Source organism: Nonomuraea sp. NPDC050643 (assembly GCF_040654715.1).
In the GTDB taxonomy this organism is placed as follows: Bacteria; Actinomycetota; Actinomycetes; order Streptosporangiales; family Streptosporangiaceae; genus Nonomuraea.
The window spans coordinates 256,921-276,595 of record NZ_JBFAIM010000003.1; the positions used below are offsets into that span (position 1 = coordinate 256,921).

The following is a 19,675-nucleotide window of genomic DNA, read 5'->3' on the forward strand; positions in this document are numbered from 1 at the left end:
GCCCTCCTCGATCGGCGTAACTCGGGTTACATTCACGTTACTTTGCCCTCTCTTGTCCCCCCGAGTAGACCGAAGGAGAGAGGCATGCGAGCGAGAACCGCGATCGCGGCCATGACTGCCGCGGCCATCCTCATGCCGAGCACAGCCGCACAAGCCCTCCAAGCAGAGCAAGTCGCACAGGCAAGGCAAGGAGCACAGGCGAAGCAGATGACGCAGGCTCCGCCGCCCGACAGCCAGTTCCAGAAGGTGACACTCAACGACAACCCCGGCGAGCCCATGGACCTGGCGGTGTTACCGGACTCCAGGGTCCTGCACACCACCAGGAAGGGTCAGGTCTGGTTGCACGACCCGAAGACCGGACTCAACACGCTGGCCGCCACGCTCAACGTCTACCAGCACGACGAGGAAGGGCTCCAGAGCGTCGCCCTCAGCCCCGGCTTCGGCAAGGGCTCGAAGAAGGACGACTGGGTCTACCTCTACTACTCCCCGCCGCTGAACACCCCGATCGACAACCCGGCGACGCCGAACGTCAACGAGGGCGACGCCCCGTTCACCGGTACGCCGGCGGACTTCGCGCCCTTCAAGGGGCTGATCCGGCTGTCCAGGTTCCGCTTCACGGGCGCCACGATCGACCTGCGTACCGAGCAGCAGGTCATCGACGTGCCGGTGGACCGCGGCATCTGCTGCCACGTCGGCGGCGACATCGTGTTCGACGGCGAGGGCAACCTCTACCTGTCGACCGGTGACGACACCAACCCGTTCCAGTCCGAGGGCTACACCCCGATCGACGAGCGGGCCGACCGCAACCCGGCGTTCGACGCCCAGCGCAGCTCCGGCAACGCCAACGACCTGCGCGGCAAGATCCTGCGCATCAAGGTCCGCGACAACGGGTCCTACTCGATCCCGCGTGGCAACCTCTTCCGCCCGGGCACGTCGGGCACCCGGCCGGAGATCTACGCGATGGGCCTGCGCAACCCGTTCCGCATCGAGCTGAACAGGCGCAACGGCGATCTGTACGTCGCCGACTACTCACCCGACGCCCGCGAGGCCAACCCCGCGCGCGGCCCGTCGGGCACCGGCAAGTGGACGACCATCCGCAGGGCGGGCAACTACGGCTGGCCGTACTGCGCCACGGCGCGGCTCCCGTACGTCGACTACGACTTCGCGACCAGCGCGTCCGGGGCGACGTTCAACTGCGCCGCGCCCGTCAACGAGTCGCCGCGCAACACCGGCGTGCGCGCGCTGCCGGCGGTCGTCCAGCCGAACGTGTGGTACTCCTACGGCCCGTCGGCGGAGTTCCCCGCGCTGGGCACGGGCGGCATCGGCCCGATGGGCGGCCCCGCGTACGACTTCGACGCCCGCAACACGCGTGGCCGCACGGCCACGGGCTGGCCGAAGTACTACGACGGCGTCCCGCTCTTCTACGAGTGGACCCGCGACTACGTCAAGGCGTTCCACCGTGACGGGCGGATCGAGCCCGTGCTGCCCTCGTTCGTGTTCGACAACCCGATGGACATGGAGTTCGGCCCCGACGGCTCGCTCTACGTCCTCGAGTACGGCGACGGCTTCTTCAGCGAGAACCCGGACGCCCAGCTCGCCCGCTTCGACTACATCGGCAACACCGGCAACCACACGCCCATCCCGGTGGCCGCGGCCTCGGTGACGGCCGGCATCGCGCCGCTCACCGTCGCGTTCACTAGCACGGGCACGACCGACCCCGACGGCGACAGGCTCCGCTACGCGTGGGACTTCAACGCCGACGGCAGGGTGGACTCGCGCAGCCCGGACGCCTCGTACACGTTCACGGCCAACGGCCTCTACAACGCCACGCTCCGGGTCACCGACCCCGCCGGCATGTCGGCGGCGACGTCGGTGCGGATCGTGGTCGGCAACGCCGTGCCCGTCGTGACGATGGTCCGGCCGGTCAACGGGCAGACGTTCGCGTTCGGGGACGTGGTCGAGTTCGAGGTGCAGGTGACCGACGACCAGCCGGTGAACTGCGCCAACGTGACCGTCGACTACATCCTCGGCCACGACGACCACGGCCATCCGCAGACCACGGCGCGCGGCTGCACGGGCTCCATCCAGACCACGGAGCCGGGCGGGCACGACCCGGAGAACGACGATCTCACCGGCGTGTTCGTGGCCACCTACACCGACCCGGGCACCGGGGGCCTGCCCCCGCTGACGAGCAGCACCCAGGTCGTGCTCCAGCCCACGAGTTAGGGGAGACCCCATGTGTTACGGCTACGGCCCCAGCAGGCGTTCTCTGCTCGCCGCCGCGGGCCTCGGACTCGGGGCGGCCGCGTTCGCCGCCACGTCCCCGGCGGCGGCCGCGACCTCCGCGGCGACGCCGCACCACGGAGGGCGCGACCGCGTCCCGCCGGACCAGATCAGCATCCAGCTCTGGACCGTGCGTGACGACCTGGCCCAGAACTACGACACCACGCTCGCCTACCTGGCCGGGATCGGCTACCCGAAGGTCGAGCTGGCGCTCGGCTACTTCGGCCGGACGGCACGGCAGTTACGCCGGTTCCTCGACGGGCTCGGCATCCGGGCCAGCTCCAGCCACGACGGCATCAGCGCCGACGACGCCGCGCTGGAGACGAAGATCGACAACGCGCTCACCCTCGGCCAGACGTACATGGTCGTGCCCTACCTGAGCTCCACCAGCCTGGACGAGTGGAAGGGCTGGGCCGAGCGCATGAACGTGGAGGCGCTGGCCGCCAGGAAGGCCGGCCTGCGCTACGGCTACCACAACCACGCCCACGAGTTCACGACCGACCTCGGCGGCGGCGTGACACCGTGGGACGTGCTCACCTCCGAGCTCGACCCGCGCCTGGTCCACCTGGAGATCGACATCTACTGGGCGGTCACCGGCGGCGTCGGGCGCGGCGCCCGCGACCCGGTGCGCTTCGCGATCGACGTCATCCGGAGGGCGCCGCAGCGCGTGCTGCAGTACCACGTCAAGGACCGGCACCTGGACGGCGACATGGCCGACCTCGGCACCGGGACCATCGACTTCCGGCGGGTCTTCGACGCGCACCGGGTGAGGGAGTACATCGTGGAGAACGACACTCCCGACGTGACTCCCCGGCGTACCTCGGAGGTCGGCTACCGCTACCTGCGCAGGCTGCGGTACTGACGACCTTCGGGAGAGCCCGGTCCCCCCGGGGCCGGGCTCAGGTGGTGTGACAGAGACGGGTCAGCAGGGTGTCGGCCTGCGGGCAGGCGATCTCGAGCTTGGCGATGCCGGGCCCGTTGAGCGTCAGCGTCTGCGTGACGCCCTGCGGCGCGGTCATGGTGGCCGTGCTGAGAATGCCGCCCGCGGAGTCGAAGGCCGTGACCGTGGCCGGCTGGGCGAAGTGCACGAGCGTCGCGTCCACCTGGGCGACCGGCGACGGGAACAGCGCCGAGGCGGCCATGAGCAGGTTGAGCCCCGTGGTGCCGCCCCAGGTGACGACGTGCGTGTCGGGCGCGGGCGAGCCCGAGGCGACGAAGACCGTGAACGTGATGGCGCCCTCGACCCGCGGGTTCGGCCCGACACCGGTGACGGTGAACTCGACGCACTCGGGCTCGGCGGGCCGGTCGGGGCAGTCGCTGATCACGACGCCCTCCAGCGTGCCCGACACGCCCCCGGACCCGCCCTCCCGCGAGGGGTCGAACCGCAGCCGGTAGGTGGCCATCACCCGGGCCCCGAGCAGGTTCCGGTCCCGGGTCCGTACGACCTCGCCGCACAGGCGGCCCTCCATGACCCCCTTCGTGTCGCAGACCTGGACGGGCTCGAAGAAGGGCTCGCGATGGGTGCCGACGTTCGTCATCCCCGACAGGTTGCCCTCGACGATGGTGCCGGCGGCGTTCCAGAGCACGTCCCCCGCGTGCACCCCGCGCCGTTCACCGTCGCCGCCGGCGAAGGCCGTGGTCAGGTTGCGTACTTCGAGTCGTCCGTCGAGCGCCTGTCCGAGCCGTGAGTCGCAGGGCACGTGCGAGCGGACCTCCAGCGACAGCGTGTGGACGGTCTTGAGGGTGACGCAGTCCCGCTCGCGGCACCGCTCCCGCTCGGCGGTGGGCCGCGACAGCTCGCCGCGCGCGTCCTTGGAGAGCTCGTCGAGGCAGAGCACAGTGAGCAGGAGTTCTTTGGGCTGGTCCAGGCAGCGTGATCGATCGGCCATGACAAATCCCCCGTTCCAGTGGTGGACTCGTTCGTACTCCGCGACGGGTCCGCCTTCAATGGGGTGTCCTATCCCGGCCGTTTTTCGGGAATTTCGGGCCGGCCCTCTCGCGTGCTGCCAGCGGCGATAAGGCCGGCATCAGGGCCTGCCGCACTCCAGGATCATGCGCTTAAGCAGGACTTACGCCTCATCTCCCACTCTTGTGTCATCGGGACTCTAGGAGATGACATGGACGTGAACGAGCCCAGCGAGCGGCGCGCAGGTGGTTGGAGCCAATTCGGTGACACTCCCCCTTCCGCGGGGGGATTCGCCCGGCGGAGCCCGTTGTTCACACCGCCCCCTCCGGCTCCCGCTCCGCCGGCGCGGCGGGCGGGATTCCCGTTCAGCCGCAGGGCGATCGCCGGGCTCGCGCTGGCCGCCGTGACCGCCCTGTCGGCGGCGGCGCTGGGCGGCGGGGCCGTGGGCGCGTACTTCGCCGGGGCGGCCCAGCCGGCGCCGGCCGCCACCACGACCGTGGCGAGCCCGGTGTTCCGGACCGCCTCCGACCAGTTCACGGTCGCGCAGGTGGCGGCGAAGGTGCAGCCGTCGGTCGTGATGATCAAGGGGCAGTCGAGCGAGGGCTCCGGCGTGGTGCTGTCGGAGGACGGGCTGATCCTGACCAACAACCACGTCGTGGCCGGCCAGAACACCGAGTTCACCGTGCAGTTCAGCGACGGCAGGACCGCCAAGGCGAGCGTGGTCGGCACCGACCCGGCCACCGACCTGGCCGTCATCAGGGCCAAGGGCGTGTCGGGGCTGGCCAAGGTGACGCTCGGCGACAGCGACCGGCTCAAGGTCGGCGACGACGTCCTGGCCATCGGCAGCCCGCTCGGCCTGGACGGCACGGTGACGGCCGGCATCATCAGCGCGCTCGACCGTACGGTGACGGCCGGCAGCGGCGGCGGCGGCCAGGAGCTTCCGCCCGGTCTGGGCGGCCAGCAGCAACAGGCGTCCGAGACGACCACGCTCGGGGGCATGATCCAGACCGACGCGGCCATCAACCCCGGCAACTCGGGCGGCGCCCTGGTGAACGCGGCCGGCGAACTGGTCGGCATCAACAGCGCGGTCGCCGCCGACGGGGTCAACCTGGGCTTCGCGATCCCCGCGAACACCGCCAAGCACGTGTCCGAGCAGCTCATCAGCAAGGGGACGGTGAGCCACGCGTACCTCGGGGTGAGCCTCGCCGACGCCACCGGCGACGTGCCCGGCGCGCTCGTCCGCGAGGTGACCGCGGACGGCCCGGCCGAGAAGGCCGGGCTCAAGCAGGGCGACCTGATCACCAAGATCGGCAGCACGCCGGTCCAGGGCGGGGACACGATCGTCGGCCAGGTACGCGGATACAAGGTCGGCCAGCGCGTCGAGCTCACCTACCAGCGCGACGGCAAGCCGAGCACGGTGAGCGTCACGATGGAGGAGAAGAAGTGACCGTCGCTAGCTGAGCCGCCCGTACGAGCGGTGCCGCCCGAAGAGGCGGTGCCACCAGCGGCGCCGCCACGGGGAGCGGCGCCGCCGGCGCTCGGCGTCCAGGACGGTCACCCGCCGCCGCCCCGGCACGCGCAGGGGGTCCTGGCGGATCCGCAGCGCGCCGTCAGGCAGCGCCGTGACCTCGAAGCGCCACTCCGACAGCACTAAGTCCTCGTCCATGGGGCTCTCCCGCGCAGGAGGGTAACCCCGGCACCCGCTAGGCGACAGAGCCGTACAGGGGCTTGCCGGCCCACTCGTAGGTGACGTACAGGACGCCGGCGTCGGTGGCCGTCGAGCCGGTGAACTTCAGCCCGGCCGGCAGGGTGCCCTCGGCGAACAGCCGCTTCCCCTCGCCGAGGACGACGGGGAAGATCAGCAGGCGGTACTCGTCGATCAGCTCGGCCCGCTGCAGCGTACGGAGGACCTCGCTGCTGCCCTGGACGAGGATCTCGCCGTCGGTCTCCCGCTTCAGGCCGGCCACGGTCTCAGCCGCGTCGCCCACCAGCACCTTCGTGTTGCGCCATGCGGCGGTCATGGGCGACCTCGTGATGACGTACTTGGTCATGCCGTTGATCTTGGCGCCGCCCTCCTCGTCGGGCACGTCGGGCCAGTACGAGGAGAGGATGTCGTACGACCTGCGGCCCAGCAGCATGCCGTCGGCCCGCTCGAGCTGCTCGCCCATGATCTGGCCGAACTTCTCGTCGACGTGCGGGGCCAGCCATCCGCCGTGCGGGAAGTCGTTGGAGTCGTCCTCGCCGGGCCCGCCGGGGGCCTGCATGATGCCGTCCAACGACAGGAAAGTCGAAACCACCAGCCTGCTGGCCATCTGAATGCTCCTCTTGTTCGTCTGTGTGCTGTGGTCTCAGCCTGCCGGAACCCGTTTACGGATTTCTTAAGACGTCCCTAAGGCCGGTGGGCCCTTTCTCCGGCAGGTCCCCCGGAGTATGAACGAATCATCGTCCCCTGAGCAGGTCGCCTCGGAGGTGTCGGCAGATGCGCCGTCGGAGCATGATCCTTTCCGCCATGGCGTTATCCGCCGTGCTGTTCGTCCCCGGGCCCGCCCCCGTCCTCGCGGACGTCCCGGTGGCCGGCGGCGACCGCGTACCCGGTGATCAGCCGCTTCCCGGCTACACGATCGACAACCCTCCGCTGGCGCCCGCGACGGTGGGCGGGCGGCCGAGCCGGGTGCTGCAAGGGGTGCACGGTCACGCGGCCTACGACATCGAGGTGCCGCCACGGTGGAACGGCTCCCTGCTGATGTGGGCGCACGGCTTCCGGGGCGACACCCGGGTCCTCACCGTGGACCCGCCCGGGTACGGGCTGCGCCAGCGCCTGCTGGACCAGGGCTTCGCCTGGGCGGCGTCCTCCTACTACGGCAACGACTATGACGTGCGGGCCGGCGTGCGCAGCACCCGCGACCTGGCCGACCACTTCAGGCGGGTGGTGGGCAAGCCACGGCGCGTCTTCCTGGCCGGGGTCTCCATGGGCGGGCACGTCACCGTGCGTTCGCTCGAGGAGTACCCGGGCTTCTACGACGCGGCCCTGCCCATGTGCGGGGTGCTGGGCGACCACGAGCTGTTCGACTTCTTCCTCGACTTCCACCTGGCCGCGCAGGACCTGGCGGACGTGCCGGCGTTCCCGTTCCCGGCGGACTACGCGACCTCCGCCGTGCCCCTGATCGAGGAGCGGCTGGGCCTGGCCGGGCAGGGGCCGGGCAACGCGCTCGGCGAGCAGTTCCGCGCCATCGTGGTCAACCTGACCGGCGGCGACCGCCCCGGGGCGCAGGCCGCGTTCACGTACTGGAAGGACTTCCTGTTCGGGCTGGCCGGCCCCGCCGGGGACGGCACGCTGGCCCAGGAGCCGGGCCGGGTGGCCACCAACCTGGGCACCGGCTACCGTCCCAGCTCGCCGGTCGACGTCAACGCGAGCGTCCAGCGGGTGCCGCCCGAGGACCCGGTGGCCCGCCGTACCCACCGGCTGACCGCCGTACCGGCCGTCTCGGGCAGGATCGACGTGCCCGTGCTGTCGCTGCACGACCTGGGCGACAACTTCGTGCCGTTCTCGATGGAGCAGTACTACCGGGCCGACGTGACCCGTCAGGGGCGTGCCGGGCTGCTGGTGCAGCGGGCGATCCGGGCGGTGGGGCACTGCGAGTTCAGCGCCGCCGAGGCCGGGGCGGCCTGGGACGATCTGGTCCGCTGGGAACGCGGCGGCCCGCGCCCGGCCGGCGACGACGTGACCGACCCGGCCACGGTGGCGGACCCGGCCTACGGCTGCCGCTTCACCGACCCGTCCGCCCGGCCCACCGGCACCCGCCCACTGTTCCCTGCCTGCCCCACCTGAGCCGGCAGGGCCGGGATGGGCGCGGCGGGGGGCGGTGCGATCAGCCTGCCCAGGACGTACTCTGCGCTGGAGGCCGACACCCGGAACAGGCAGGGCGACCGCCATCGCAGACGGGATCCGGACATGGAAGCTGAACGAGCACGGTTGGAGCAGGCCGGTACGGCCTGGCGGCGCTGGGGGCCCTACCTGTCCGAGCGGCAGTGGGGAACGGTCCGCGAGGACTACAGCGCGTCCGGCGACGCCTGGTCGTACTTCCCGCACGACCACGCGCGGTCGCGGGCGTACCGGTGGGGTGAGGACGGGCTCGGCGGGATCTGCGACGACGGGCAGCGGCTGTGCCTGTCGGTGGCGTTGTGGAACGGCCGCGACCCGATACTCAAGGAGCGGCCGTTCGGGCTGGCCAACGGCGAGGGCAACCACGGCGAGGACGTCAAGGAGCACTACTTCTACCTCGACAGCACGCCCACCCACTCCCGGATGCTGTTCCTGTACAAGTATCCGCAGGCGCGCTTCCCGTACGGCGACCTCGTGAACGTCAACCGCGAGCGCGACCGGACCGCCTTCGAGTACGAGCTGCTCGACACCGGCGTCTTCGACGGCGGCCGCTACTTCGACGTGTTCATGGAGTACGCCAAGGCCGGGCCCGACGACCTGCTGATCGAGGTGCGGGCGGTCAACCGGGGCCCGGAGGAGGCCGTGCTGCACGTCCTGCCGACCCTGTGGTTCCGCAACACCTGGTCGTGGGGGGAGGGCTCGGCCAAGCCCGTGCTCAGCGCGCCGGCCCCCGGCGTGGTCCAGGCGGAGCACGCGGAGCTGGGCGCGTACCGGCTTCACTGCGAGGGCGGCCCGCCGCTGCTGTTCACCGAGAACGAGACCGACAACGAGCGCGTCTTCGGCGGACGCAGCGCCTCCCCGTACGTCAAGGACGGCATCGGCCGCTACGTCCTCAACGGCGAGCAGACCGCCGTGAACCCCGGCCTAACCGGCACCAAGGCCGCGGCCCACTACGTGCTGACGGTCCCCGCGGGAGGCACGGGAACGGTACGCCTGCGGCTGGCCGCGGGTGAGCCGCCCGAGCCGTTCGGCGCGGAGTTCGCCGACGTGCTGCGGGCGCGGCGGCAGGAGGCCGACGCCTTCTACGCCGGGCTCACCCCGGCGGGCACCGGCGAGGACGAGGCGCTGGTCCTGCGCCAGGCGCTGGCGGGCCTGCTGTGGTCGAAGCAGTACTACGGCTACGACGTCGGCACCTGGCTGAACGAGCACGGGCTGGACCCGTGGAGCCGCACCACGCGCCGCAACCACTCCTGGTACCACATGGAGAGCAACGACATCATCTCCATGCCCGACAAGTGGGAATATCCCTGGTTCGCCGCCTGGGACCTGGCCTTCCACACGGTGGCGCTGGCCGTGGTGGACCTCGGCTTCGCCAAGGAGCAGGTGGAGCTGCTGCTCAACGAGCGCCACCTGCACCCCAACGGCCAGATCCCGGCCTACGAGTGGAACTTCTCCGACGTCAACCCGCCGGTGCAGGCGTGGGCGGCGGACTTCGTCTTCAACCTCGAGCGCACGATGACCGGCCGCTCCGACCTCGACTTCCTGGAGCGCGTGTTCCAGAAGCTGCTGATCAACTTCACCTGGTGGGTCAACCGCAAGGACCCCGACGGCCGCAACGTCTTCCAGGGCGGCTTCCTCGGCCTGGACAACATCGGCGTGTTCGACCGCAGCGCCGACCTGCCCACCGGAGGACGGCTAGAGCAGGCCGACGGCACGGCCTGGATGGCCTTCTTCAGTCAGTGCATGCTGCAGATCTCGCTCACGCTGGCCGCCCGCAACCCCGTCTACGAGGAGATGGCGGTCAAGTTCGCCGAGCACTTTTTGTGGATCTCCGCCTCGATGGACCGCGTCGGCGACCTCAAGGACGAGATGTGGGACGAGCAGGACGGCTTCTTCTACGACGTGCTGTTCCTGCCCGACGGCAACGCCACCCGCCTGCGGGTGCGCTCGCTCGTGGGCCTGCTGCCGCTCTGCGCCTCGACCACCTTCGTCGACACGGGCGCGCCGCACATCGCCAGGGTGACCGAACGCGTGCGGGAGTTCGTCCGGCGCCACCCCGAGCTGTCCGGGCTGGCGGGCCAGGACCAGGCGCGCGCGGACCGGGCGCTGCTGTCGCCGCTGGACGAGCGCAAACTGCGCGCGGTGCTGGCGAGCCTGCTCGACGAGAAGGAGTTTTTTGGCACCTACGGCATCCGCTCGCTCTCGCGGCACCACGCCGAGCACCCGTACGAGTTCTGGGTCGGGGACCAGTGCCACCGCGTCGGCTACCTGCCCGCCGAGTCCGACTCCGGGATGTTCGGCGGCAACTCCAACTGGCGCGGCCCGATCTGGTTCCCGATGAACGCCCTCATCGTCAGGGCCCTGCTGCAACTGCACTCCTTCTACGGTGACTCCTTCACCGTCGAGTGCCCGACCGGGTCCGGCGTCAGGATGACGCTCTTCGAGGTGGCCAAGGAGATCGCCGACCGGTGCACCCGGATCTTCCTGCGCGACGGGGAAGGGCGCCGCCCGGTGTACGGCGGGCAGAGCGTGTTCCAGCAGGACCCGCACTGGCGTGACCTCATCCAGTTCCACGAGTACTTCCACGGCGACAACGGCGCCGGCCTCGGGGCGGCCCACCAGACCGGCTGGACCGCCCTGGTGGCCACCTTCATCGTGCTGTTCCGCCTGCCCGGCGGCCCCGGCCTGCTGGAATCCGACCACGGCTGATCGCGCCGGGCCGGCCACTCCCGCCGATCGCGGCTAAGGTTATTTCCGTCAAAACCAGTAGGAAATATTGACTTATCCGGAATCGCGGCCTAGCGTCGATGGCATGAGCAAGGGCTCCCTGCTGACCAAGCGCTCCCACGTGGACTTCGGTCACGTCGCCAGCGCACAGTGTCGTTGATCACGGATCTGTAGCCACCTTCACCCTCGTGCTCCCGGCGTGGCCGACGCCGCCCACGCCCTCGCCGACGATTTTCGCTCCCCGCCCGAGACCGGGCCGCGTGAGCATGCCTTTCCCCGTGAGGAACTCTCGTGATCTTGCCATCAGTGACATATGGAGGCGCCCGCATGACCGACACGCTGCCCGACCGCACGCTGCCTGATCGCGCTGTGGCCGCCGACCAGTTCAGGCAGGCCCTCGCCGTACACGCCAGTGGTGTCGTGGTCATCACCGCCCAGAGTGACGGCATCCCCGTCGGGCTCACCGCCACCTCCTTCTCCTCGGTCAGCCTCGAACCGCCCCTGGTCTCCTTCTACGTGGACCGTTCCTCGACCACGTGGCCCCAGCTCAGCACCGCCGACCACTTCGCCGTCAACATCCTGGCCAGCGACCAGGCCGACCTGGCGTCGCGTTTCGCCCGCAGGGGCATCGACCGGTTCGGCGCGCCCACCCGCTGGCGGCCGGGCCCGCTCGGCGCCCCCCTACTGCGGGACGTCTCGGCCCACCTGATCTGCCTGCCCTACGAGCGGGCCGAGGTCGGCGACCACGTCCTGGTGGTCGGCCTGGTGGCCGAGGCCGACGTGCACAACACCGGCCGCCCCCTGCTCTACCACCAGGGCCGTTTCGGCCGCTTCCTGGCCCACCCCGACTCCTGAACCCTGGAGACCCCGTGTCCATCTCCGCGCAGACGCGGATCTACGCGACCCCCGTCGACCACGCCGCGTACGGCCACTACGGCCCCGGTCGCCTGCACCTCTCCCCGGCCTGGAACCGCCCGGTCTACCCCTTCCAAGGCCGGATCACCGACGACGGCGCGGGCGGCTTCCGCGCCGAGCCCGGCCGCTACCACCTCTACGTCGCCTGGGTCTGCCCCTACGCCCAGCGCGCGGCCATCGTCCGCAAGCTCAAGGGCCTGGAGGACGTCGTCTCGCTGTCCTACGTGGACGACGAGCGCGACGGCAGGGGCTGGGCGTTCAGGGAGCGCAGGGGACCCGACCCGGTCAACGGCTTCACCCTGCTGGAGCAGGCGTACGACGCCACCGAGAAGGGGTACGGCGGCCACATCTCGGTCCCCGTGCTCTGGGACCGGCGCTCGGGCACGATCGTCAGCAACAACTTCCCCGACATCACGATCGACCTGGCCACCCGCTTCGAACGCTGGGCCGACACCTCGGTCCAGCTCTACCCGGACGCGCTGCGCCCGGAGATCAACAAGCTGAACGGCTGGATCTACTACGACGTCAACACCGGGGTCACCCGCGTGGCCCGCGCCACCGGTGAGGATGAGCGCGAGCAGGAGCGCCACCGGGTCGTCGCGGCGCTGGAACGGCTGGACGAACGCCTGGCCGAGCAGCGCTTCCTGACCGGCGACACGATCACCGAGGCGGACGTGCGGCTGTGGGTGACGCTGGCCAGGTTCGACACCGAGCACAACCGCGCGCACCTCATCAGCGAAAGGGAGCTGACCGACTTCGAGCACCTGTGGCCGTACGCGCGTGACCTCTACCAGCGCCCGGCCTTCAGGGAGACGATCGAGGGCCTGCCCGCGGCCTGGGACGCCCCGCACGGGCGGGGCCGATGACGCGCAAGCAGGTCCATCTGGCCGCCCACTTCCCCGGGGTGAACAACACCACCGTCTGGACCGACCCCCGCTCCGGCAGCCAGATCGACTTCTCCTCCTTCACCCACCTGGCCAGGACGGCCGAGCGCGGCAAGCTCGACTTCTTCTTCCTCGCCGAGGGGCTGCGGCTGCGCGAGCTCAAGGGCCGCATCCACGACCTCGACGTGGTGGGCCGTCCGGAGGCGCTCACCGTGCTCAGCGCGCTGGCCGCGGTGACCGACCGGCTCGGCCTGGCCGGCACGGTCAACGCCACCTTCAACGAGCCGTACGAGCTGGCCAGGCGCCTGTCCACGCTCGACCACCTGAGCGGCGGCCGGGCCGCGTGGAACGTGGTGACCACCTCCGACGCCTTCACCGGTGAGAACTTCCGGCGCGGCGGCTATCTCGACCGGGCCGACCGGTACGAGCGCGCCGCCGAGTTCGTCCGCCTGTCGCGCGAGTTGTGGGACTCCTGGCAGCCGGACGCGGTCGTCGCCGACCGGGCGGCCGGGCGGTTCGTCCGCGACGGCGCCATCGGCACGGTCGAGCACCAGGGGAGGCACTTCTCGGTCGACGGCCGGTTCACGCTGCCCCGCAGCCCGCAGGGCCGCCCGGTCATCATCCAGGCCGGTGACTCGGCCGAGGGCAGGGAGTTCGCCGCCGCGCACGCCGACGTGATCTTCACCGGGCACGGCAGGCTGGAGGACGGGCAGCGGTTCTACGCCGACGTCAAGAGCCGCCTGGCCCGCCACGGCCGTGAGCCGCACCAGCTCAAGATCATGCCCGGCGTCACGTTCGCGCTGGGCGACACCGACGAGGAGGCCGCCGAGAACGCCGCCGGCATCCGGCGCAAGCAGGTCGGGCCGCAGACCGCGATCGCGTTCCTGGAGCAGGTGTGGGGTCGTGACATGTCGGCCTACGACCCCGACGGCCCGCTGCCCGACCTCGATCCCGACCTGTCCGAAGGCGTCTCCCAGGGCCGGGTGGCGATCAAAAACCGCGCCGCCGTGGCCGCCAAGTGGCGGGCGCTGGCCGAGGAGAAGGGGCTGACGATCCGCGAGCTGGTCATCGAGGTGACCGGGCGGCAGACGTTCGTCGGCACTCCCGAGACCGTGGCCCGGCTGATCGACGAGCACGTCCAGGCGGACGCCGCCGACGGCTTCATCCTCGTGCCGCACCTGACGCCCGGCGGGCTGGACGATTTCGTGGACCGGGTGGTTCCGCTGCTGCAGGAGCGCGGCGTCTTCCGTACCGACTACACCGGCCACACCCTCCGCGACCATCTGGAGCTCGCATGACGTTGCACCTTGCCGTGGCGCTGGACGGCGCGGGCTGGCACCCCGCCGCCTGGCGCGACTCCCCGGCGGAGGTCTTCTCGGCCGGATACTGGGCCGGGCTCGTGACCGAGGCCGAGCGGGGGCTGCTCGACTTCGTCACCATCGAGGACGCGCTCGGCCTGCAGTCGACGCTGCCCGACGGCCCCGACGACCGGACCGACCAGGTGCGGGGCCGGTTCGACGCGGTGCTGCTGGCCTCCCGGCTGGCCCCGCTCACCAGCCGGATCGGCCTGGTGCCGACGGCCACCACCACGCACACCGAGCCCTTCCACGTGGCCATCGGCATCGCCACGCTCGACCACATCAGCCAGGGCCGGGCCGGCTGGCGGGCGCAGGTCTCGCCGCGCGCCTCCGAGGCCCGGCACTTCGGCCGCAGGGAGTTCCCACCGATCGACCGGATCCTGAACCGGCCCGGCGGCGTGGACCTGTCCGCGGACCCCCACGTGCGCGACCTGTTCGCCGAGGCCGCCGACGCGGTCGAGGTGGCGCGGCGGCTCTGGGAAAGCTGGGACCACGACGCCGAGATCCGCGACGAGGCCACCGGCCGCTTCATCGACCGGGACAAACTCCACTACATCGACTTCGCCGGCCGGTTCTTCTCGGTCAAGGGGCCGTCGATCACGCCACGGCCGCCGCAGGGGCAGCCGGTGGTGACCGCGCTGGCGCACGCGCGACTGCCGTACGAGTTCGCCGCGGGCGGCGCCGACGTCGTGTACGTCACGCCGCACTCGGCCGAGCAGGCCCGCGCCATCGTCGAGGAGCTCAGGGGGCTCAACGGCGAGATCAAGATCTTCGCCGACCTGCTCGTCTTCCTGGGCGAGGACGCCGCCCGGCGCAGGGCGCGGCTGGACGAACTGGACGGGGCCGAGCTCGTCTCCGACGCCGCCATCTTCACCGGGACCCCGGGAGAGCTGGCCGATGTGCTGCTGGAGTGGCGGCGGGCCGGGATCCAGGGCTTCCGCCTGCGGCCCGGCACCCTGCCGTACGACCTGACGCGGATCACCCGCGAGCTGACCGCCGAGCTGCGGTCCCGCGCGGCCTTCCGCCACGAGTACGAGGCCGCCACCCTCCGCGACCTGCTGGGCCTGCCGCGCCGGGCCACCCGCTACGCGGAGGTGTCATGAAATTTCTAGCCATCACGCTGATCGTCCACAACGATGACCGATCACCCACCGAACGCTTCCGCGAGGTCGTCGACAACGCCGTGCTGGCCGAGGAGCTCGGCTTCGACGGGTTCGGCGTGGGGGAGCGGCACGAGCGGCCGTTCATCTCCTCCTCGCCGCCGGTGGTGCTGAGCCACATCGCCGCCAAGACGTCCAGGATCCGGCTGTTCACCGCGGTCACCACCCTGAGCCTGCTGGACCCGGTACGCGCCTACGAGGACTACGCCACCCTCGACCACCTGTCGGAGGGCAGGCTGGAGCTCATCATCGGCAAGGGCAACGGCGCCGCCCAGGCCCAGCTCTTTCACGTCACGCCCGAGGACCAGTGGGAGCGCAACCGGGAGTCGTACGAGCTGTTCCGCCGCCTCTGGCGGGAGGACAAGGTCACCTGGGAGGGCCGCTTCCGCCCGTCGCTCACCGAGGCCGAGACGTGGCCGCGGCCCCTCCAGCGGCCGATCCGCGTCTGGCACGGCAGCGCCACCAGCAAGGAGTCCGTCGACCTGGCCGCCAAGTACGGCGACCCGCTGTTCTCGGCCAACGTCACCAACCCCATCGACCCCTACGCCGAGCTGATCGACCACTACCGGGAGCGCTGGGCCTACTACGGCCACGACCCGGCCGCCGCGCTGGTGGGTGCCGGGACGGCGGGCTACTACGCGGCCAGGACCTCGCAGGAGGCCATCGCGACGTACCGGCCGGTCTACGACGCCCGCGTGGCGTTCCAGCGCCGGCTCGGCCTGCCGGTCGTCTTCCCCACCCTGGAGGACGCCATCGAGCGGAGTTCGATCCTCGTCGGCAGCCCGCAGCAGATCGTGGACAAGGTGCTGGGCTACCACAAGAGGTTCGGGCACGAGGTCATGCACCTGCACGCCGACGCCGACGGGCTCACGCCGAAGGACCACCGGACGGCGCTGGAGCTGTTCCAGGCCGAGATCGCACCCGTGCTGCGGGCGGAGATCCCCAGCCGACCACTGGGAGGTGGCTCGTGACCCTGTCGATCCTCGACCTCGCCCCCATACCCTCGGGGCACACCGCCGGCGACGCGCTGCGCAACACCATCGACCTCGCCCAGCGGGCCGAACGCTCCGGCTACCGCCGCTACTGGCTGGCCGAGCACCACTTCGCGCCCGGCGTGGCCGGCTCCGCCCCGGCCGTGCTGATCGCGCTGGTGACGGCGGCCACCTCCACGATCCGGGTCGGGTCGGGCGCCGTGCAGCTCGGGCACCAGACGCCGCTGTCGGTGGTCGAGCAGTTCGGCCTCATCGACGCGCTGTACCCGGGCCGCGTGGACCTCGGCATCGGCCGCTCCGGGCAGCGCCGCGCCGAGCCGGCCAAGGCCGTCCCCGAGCCGAAGGAGGCCAGGGTCGTGGACGGGCTGCTCATCCCGGCGCCGTTCGACCTGTCGCGGCTCGCCAAGCACCCCCATCTGGCCCACTACGCCACGCTCCTCCAGCAGCCCGGCGCCCAGACGCCGGACTTCGCCGGCCAGATCGACGACGTGCTCGCCTTCCTGGCCGGCACGCACGACGCGCACGCCGTCCCGGGCGAGGGCGCCGACGTGGAAGTGTGGATCCTGGGCAGCAGCGGCGGGCAGAGCGCCCAGGTGGCCGGCGAGCGCGGGCTGCCGTTCGCGGCCAACTACCACGTCAGCCCGTCCAGCGTGCTGGAGGCCGTCGAGGGGTACCGGGCGGCGTTCAAGCCGTCCGACGTGCTGCCCGACCCGTACGTGATCGTCTCGGCGGACGTGGTCGTCGCCGACGACGAGGCCACGGCCCACGAGCTGGGCAAGGGCTACGACCTGTGGGTACGCGGCATCAGGACGGGGGCTGGCGCGATGCCGTACCCCACGCCGGAGGAGGCCGACGCCCACGTCTGGACCGCGGCCGACCGGGGGCTGGTCAAGGACCGCGTCGACACGCGGTTCGTGGGCTCGCCCGCGCAGGTGGCCGAGGGGCTGCGCGTGCTGCGCCGGGTCACCGGGGCCGACGAGCTGCTCGTCACCACCATCACCCACCGACACGAAGACCGCGTGCGCTCGTTCGAGCTGCTCGCCGAAGCCTGGAACCGCCCGTGAAGCGCCTGACCCCGCTCCTGCTCGTCGCCGTGCTGTCCGCGTGCGGCGCGCAGGTCGCCCAGACCCCTCAGACCACCACGCTGACCTGGGCCATCGAAACGCAGCCGATCACGCTCAACCCGCAGCTCTGGTCGCAGAACAAGGCCAGGCTGCTGGTGTTCAACCAGTTCGACGCGCTCGTCTCGCGCGGCGAGGACGGCTCCTTCCAGCCGTGGCTGGCCAAGTCGTGGAAGGTGTCGGACGACGGGCTGACCTACACCCTCGACCTGCGGGACGACGTCACCTTCCACGACGGCACGAAGTTCGACGCCGCCTCCGTCAAGGCCAACCTCGACCAGTTCCGCGTGGAGGGCTACAACCCGGGGGTGGCCGCGATCCAGCTCAAGGCGTTCGACCGGGCCGAGGTCGTGGCGCCGTACCAGGTGAGGATCACGCTGAAGGAGCCGGACGCGCTGTTCCTGGACTTCCTCGCCTCGCCGTACTCGGGGCAGGTCTCGCCGAAGTCGCTGAAGAGCGCCAAGGACCTCAAGTTCGGCGGGCTCGACCTGGTCGGCACCGGCCCGTTCATCCTCGACCGGTACGTCCAGGGCCAGGAGCTCCACTACCGCCGCAACCCCGCCTACGCCTGGCCGCCCGCCGGAGCGGCGCACCAGGGCCCGGCCCACCTGCCGGAGATCACCTACCGGTTCCTGCCCGAGGCCGCGGTCCGGGTCGGCGCGCTCACCTCCGGCCAGGTGCAGGTCATCGAGGGCGTCCCGGCCACCGAGGTCAACCTCATCAAGAAGGACCCGAACCTGACCCTGAACACGTCCCTGAACTCCGGCACCGCCTACTCCTACTACTTCAACACCTCCCACGCCCCCTTCGACGACCAGCGCGTACGTGAGGCGTTCCGGCAGGCCGTGGACGTGGACGCGGTGCTCAAGTCCGTCTACCAGGGCACCGCCACCCGGGCGTGGAGCATCGTCGGCGAGAAGAGCCCCTTCTACGACGCCACGCTCAAGGGCGCCTACGGCGGCGACGTGGCCAAGACCAACGCCCTGCTCGACGCGGCCGGCTGGGCGCGGCGTGACGCCGAGGGCTATCGCGTCAAGGACGGCAAGCGCCTCACGGTCCGCGAGGTCGCCTCGGCCCCCTTCGTGCGCGACCGCAGAGACATCCTCTCCCAGGCCATCCAGGCCCAGGTCAAGCAGAACGCCGGCATCGACTTCCAGATCAAGATCGTCGATCAGGGCAGCGCCCAGAAGGCCCTGGACGAAGACCAGTACGAGCTTTTCGGCAACTCCCGCGGCGACTCCGACGCCGGCGCCGCCCTCAACCTCATCCTGCCGGAGAAGGGCGCCATCAACCGCACCCACTTCGCCGACCCCCGCGTGGACAAGTGGCTCGCCGCCGCCTCCGCCACCTCCGACCAGGCCGAACGCAAGGAGCTGTACGCCAAGGTCCAGCAGGCGGCCGTGCTGGACAAGGCCATCGTGTTCCCGGTCTACGTCCCCGCCGACCAGATCGCCGCGCACAAGAGCGTGCAAGGGCTCGGCTTCCACCCCGCGTCCGGCACCCCGGCCGGCGCGTACGACGTGCGGATCGGCACATGATCAGACGGCTGGGCACCGGGCTGGCCGTGCTCTGGGCCGCCGCCACGACCTCGTACGTCGCGCTGCTGCTCGCCCCCGGCGACACCATCGACATCCTGGTCGGCGAGGGCCCCGACACCCCGGAGATCCGGGCCACGATCATCGCCGAATGGGGGCTCGACCGGCCGGAGATCGTGCAGTACCTGGCGTACCTGTGGCGGCTCGTCCACGGCGACCTCGGCCGCTCCTACCAGCTCCAGCGCGGCGTCGGCGAGATCCTGGCCACCCAGGTCCTGCCCACCGCGCAGCTCACGCTGGCCGCGGCGGCCACCGGCGTGGCGCTGGCGGGGCTCATCGCGCTCGTCACGGCCGGGCGGGGGCGGTGGCTGCGCGGCGCCGCCTCGGCGGCCGAGCTGGTGTCGGTGTCGGTGCCGCCGTTCCTGATCGGGATCGTGCTGCTGTCGGTGTTCTCGTTCACACTCGGCTGGTTCCCCGTCTCGGGCGCGCAGGGGCCGGGCGCGCTGGTGCTGCCGGCGCTCGCGCTGGGGCTGCCGATCGCCGGCGTCCTGGGGCAGGTGCTGCGTGGAGGCCTGGAACGGGCGCTGGAGCAGCCGTTCGCGGTGACGGCGCGGGCCCGCGGCCTGACCGAGCGCGCCCTGGTGGCCCGGCACGCCCTGCGGCACGCGCTGATCCCCGCCGTGACGCTGGCCGGCTGGTTCACGGGGACGCTGCTGGGCGGCGCGGTGATCACCGAGGTGCTGTTCGGCCGGCCGGGGCTCGGCCAGGTGGCCATGCAGGCGGTCACGGGCCGGGACATGCCGGTCGTGATGGCCGTCGTCCTGCTGTCGGCCATCGTGTACGTCACCATCAGCACCCTCCTCGACCTGGCCTACCGCGTCATCGACCCCCGCATAAGGGGCTGATCGGCG

Annotated in this window: 16 protein-coding genes; 13 read left to right on the forward strand and 3 right to left on the reverse strand. The window is 71.2% G+C overall.

Annotated elements, in window-relative coordinates; genetic code table 11:
* Nucleotides 1–207: 207 nt before the first annotated feature.
* Nucleotides 208–2,226, forward strand: coding sequence for a PQQ-dependent sugar dehydrogenase (locus AB0I15_RS05390; RefSeq protein WP_358090510.1), 2,019 nt, complete (start codon nt 208–210; stop codon nt 2,224–2,226).
* Nucleotides 2,227–2,236: 10 nt separating this feature from the next.
* Nucleotides 2,237–3,145 carry a sugar phosphate isomerase/epimerase gene (locus AB0I15_RS05395; RefSeq protein WP_358090513.1) on the forward strand — a complete coding sequence of 303 codons (909 nt, stop codon included), beginning with the start codon at nt 2,237–2,239 and terminating at the stop codon, nt 3,143–3,145.
* A gap of 37 nt (nt 3,146–3,182) precedes the next feature.
* Here the strand turns inward: AB0I15_RS05395 and AB0I15_RS05400 are convergent, their stop codons facing one another.
* Nucleotides 3,183–4,172: a hypothetical protein gene (locus tag AB0I15_RS05400; RefSeq protein WP_358090516.1), complete on the reverse strand. Its 990-nt coding sequence runs from the start codon at nt 4,170–4,172 to the stop codon at nt 3,183–3,185.
* A gap of 324 nt (nt 4,173–4,496) precedes the next feature.
* Between AB0I15_RS05400 and AB0I15_RS05405 the strand changes: the two genes are divergently transcribed.
* The gene (locus tag AB0I15_RS05405) at nt 4,497–5,636 is read left to right on the forward strand and encodes a trypsin-like peptidase domain-containing protein (RefSeq protein ID WP_358090518.1); all 1,140 of its coding nucleotides are present in this window, start codon (nt 4,497–4,499) and stop codon (nt 5,634–5,636) included.
* A 6-nt stretch (nt 5,637–5,642) separates the two neighbouring features.
* Here AB0I15_RS05405 and AB0I15_RS05410 read toward each other — a convergent pair whose 3' ends face one another.
* Both AB0I15_RS05410 and AB0I15_RS05415 read right to left on the reverse strand, forming a co-directional pair.
* Nucleotides 5,643–5,855, reverse strand: a complete 213-nt coding sequence (locus AB0I15_RS05410) for a hypothetical protein (protein ID WP_358090521.1) — start codon at nt 5,853–5,855, stop codon at nt 5,643–5,645.
* A 37-nt stretch (nt 5,856–5,892) separates the two neighbouring features.
* The gene (locus tag AB0I15_RS05415; RefSeq protein WP_358090524.1) at nt 5,893–6,501 is read right to left on the reverse strand and encodes a dihydrofolate reductase family protein; all 609 of its coding nucleotides are present in this window, start codon (nt 6,499–6,501) and stop codon (nt 5,893–5,895) included.
* Nucleotides 6,502–6,698: 197 nt separating this feature from the next.
* Here AB0I15_RS05415 and AB0I15_RS05420 point away from each other — a divergent pair, with 197 nt between their 5' ends.
* From AB0I15_RS05420 to AB0I15_RS05465, 10 genes are all read left to right on the forward strand, one after another.
* Complete coding sequence (locus AB0I15_RS05420) at nt 6,699–8,018, forward strand: hypothetical protein (RefSeq protein WP_358090527.1); 1,320 nt, start codon at nt 6,699–6,701, stop codon at nt 8,016–8,018.
* Nucleotides 8,019–8,141: 123 nt separating this feature from the next.
* The gene (locus tag AB0I15_RS05425; RefSeq protein ID WP_358090530.1) at nt 8,142–10,781 is read left to right on the forward strand and encodes a hypothetical protein; all 2,640 of its coding nucleotides are present in this window, start codon (nt 8,142–8,144) and stop codon (nt 10,779–10,781) included.
* 345 nt (nt 10,782–11,126) lie between these two features.
* Nucleotides 11,127–11,654, forward strand: a complete 528-nt coding sequence (locus AB0I15_RS05430; RefSeq protein WP_358090532.1) for a flavin reductase family protein — start codon at nt 11,127–11,129, stop codon at nt 11,652–11,654.
* 14 nt (nt 11,655–11,668) lie between these two features.
* Complete coding sequence (locus AB0I15_RS05435; RefSeq protein ID WP_358090534.1) at nt 11,669–12,580, forward strand: glutathione S-transferase C-terminal domain-containing protein; 912 nt, start codon at nt 11,669–11,671, stop codon at nt 12,578–12,580.
* On the forward strand, nt 12,577–13,896 hold the full coding sequence (locus AB0I15_RS05440; protein ID WP_358090537.1) for an NtaA/DmoA family FMN-dependent monooxygenase: 1,320 nt from the start codon (nt 12,577–12,579) through the stop codon (nt 13,894–13,896). The genes AB0I15_RS05435 and AB0I15_RS05440 overlap by 4 nt, the downstream gene beginning before the upstream one ends.
* Nucleotides 13,893–15,059 carry an LLM class flavin-dependent oxidoreductase gene (locus AB0I15_RS05445; RefSeq protein ID WP_358090540.1) on the forward strand — a complete coding sequence of 389 codons (1,167 nt, stop codon included), beginning with the start codon at nt 13,893–13,895 and terminating at the stop codon, nt 15,057–15,059. Before AB0I15_RS05440 ends, AB0I15_RS05445 begins: the two co-directional genes overlap by 4 nt.
* Nucleotides 15,056–16,087, forward strand: a complete 1,032-nt coding sequence (locus tag AB0I15_RS05450) for an LLM class flavin-dependent oxidoreductase (protein WP_358090543.1) — start codon at nt 15,056–15,058, stop codon at nt 16,085–16,087. Before AB0I15_RS05445 ends, AB0I15_RS05450 begins: the two co-directional genes overlap by 4 nt.
* On the forward strand, nt 16,084–17,172 hold the full coding sequence (locus AB0I15_RS05455) for an LLM class flavin-dependent oxidoreductase (protein WP_358090546.1): 1,089 nt from the start codon (nt 16,084–16,086) through the stop codon (nt 17,170–17,172). The genes AB0I15_RS05450 and AB0I15_RS05455 overlap by 4 nt, the downstream gene beginning before the upstream one ends.
* Complete coding sequence (locus AB0I15_RS05460; RefSeq protein WP_358090549.1) at nt 17,169–18,767, forward strand: ABC transporter substrate-binding protein; 1,599 nt, start codon at nt 17,169–17,171, stop codon at nt 18,765–18,767. Before AB0I15_RS05455 ends, AB0I15_RS05460 begins: the two co-directional genes overlap by 4 nt.
* Nucleotides 18,764–19,669 carry an ABC transporter permease gene (locus AB0I15_RS05465; protein WP_358090552.1) on the forward strand — a complete coding sequence of 302 codons (906 nt, stop codon included), beginning with the start codon at nt 18,764–18,766 and terminating at the stop codon, nt 19,667–19,669. The genes AB0I15_RS05460 and AB0I15_RS05465 overlap by 4 nt, the downstream gene beginning before the upstream one ends.
* Nucleotides 19,670–19,675: the final 6 nt, after the last annotated feature.

Bases quoted from the DNA above. Each gene is read 5' to 3' on its own strand.
- AB0I15_RS05465 (WP_358090552.1), top strand. From the start codon at position 18,764: ATGATCAGACGGCTGGGCACCGGGCTGGCCGTGCTCTGGGCCGCCGCC.
- AB0I15_RS05420 (WP_358090527.1), top strand. From the start codon at position 6,699: ATGGCGTTATCCGCCGTGCTGTTCGTCCCCGGGCCCGCCCCCGTCCTC.
- AB0I15_RS05395 (WP_358090513.1), top strand. From the start codon at position 2,237: ATGTGTTACGGCTACGGCCCCAGCAGGCGTTCTCTGCTCGCCGCCGCG.
- AB0I15_RS05400 (WP_358090516.1), bottom strand. From the start codon at position 4,172: ATGGCCGATCGATCACGCTGCCTGGACCAGCCCAAAGAACTCCTGCTC.
- AB0I15_RS05440 (WP_358090537.1), top strand. From the start codon at position 12,577: ATGACGCGCAAGCAGGTCCATCTGGCCGCCCACTTCCCCGGGGTGAAC.
- AB0I15_RS05450 (WP_358090543.1), top strand. From the start codon at position 15,056: ATGAAATTTCTAGCCATCACGCTGATCGTCCACAACGATGACCGATCA.
- AB0I15_RS05430 (WP_358090532.1), top strand. From the start codon at position 11,127: ATGACCGACACGCTGCCCGACCGCACGCTGCCTGATCGCGCTGTGGCC.
- AB0I15_RS05410 (WP_358090521.1), bottom strand. From the start codon at position 5,855: ATGGACGAGGACTTAGTGCTGTCGGAGTGGCGCTTCGAGGTCACGGCG.
- AB0I15_RS05425 (WP_358090530.1), top strand. From the start codon at position 8,142: ATGGAAGCTGAACGAGCACGGTTGGAGCAGGCCGGTACGGCCTGGCGG.
- AB0I15_RS05415 (WP_358090524.1), bottom strand. From the start codon at position 6,501: ATGGCCAGCAGGCTGGTGGTTTCGACTTTCCTGTCGTTGGACGGCATC.
- AB0I15_RS05445 (WP_358090540.1), top strand. From the start codon at position 13,893: ATGACGTTGCACCTTGCCGTGGCGCTGGACGGCGCGGGCTGGCACCCC.
- AB0I15_RS05390 (WP_358090510.1), top strand. From the start codon at position 208: ATGACGCAGGCTCCGCCGCCCGACAGCCAGTTCCAGAAGGTGACACTC.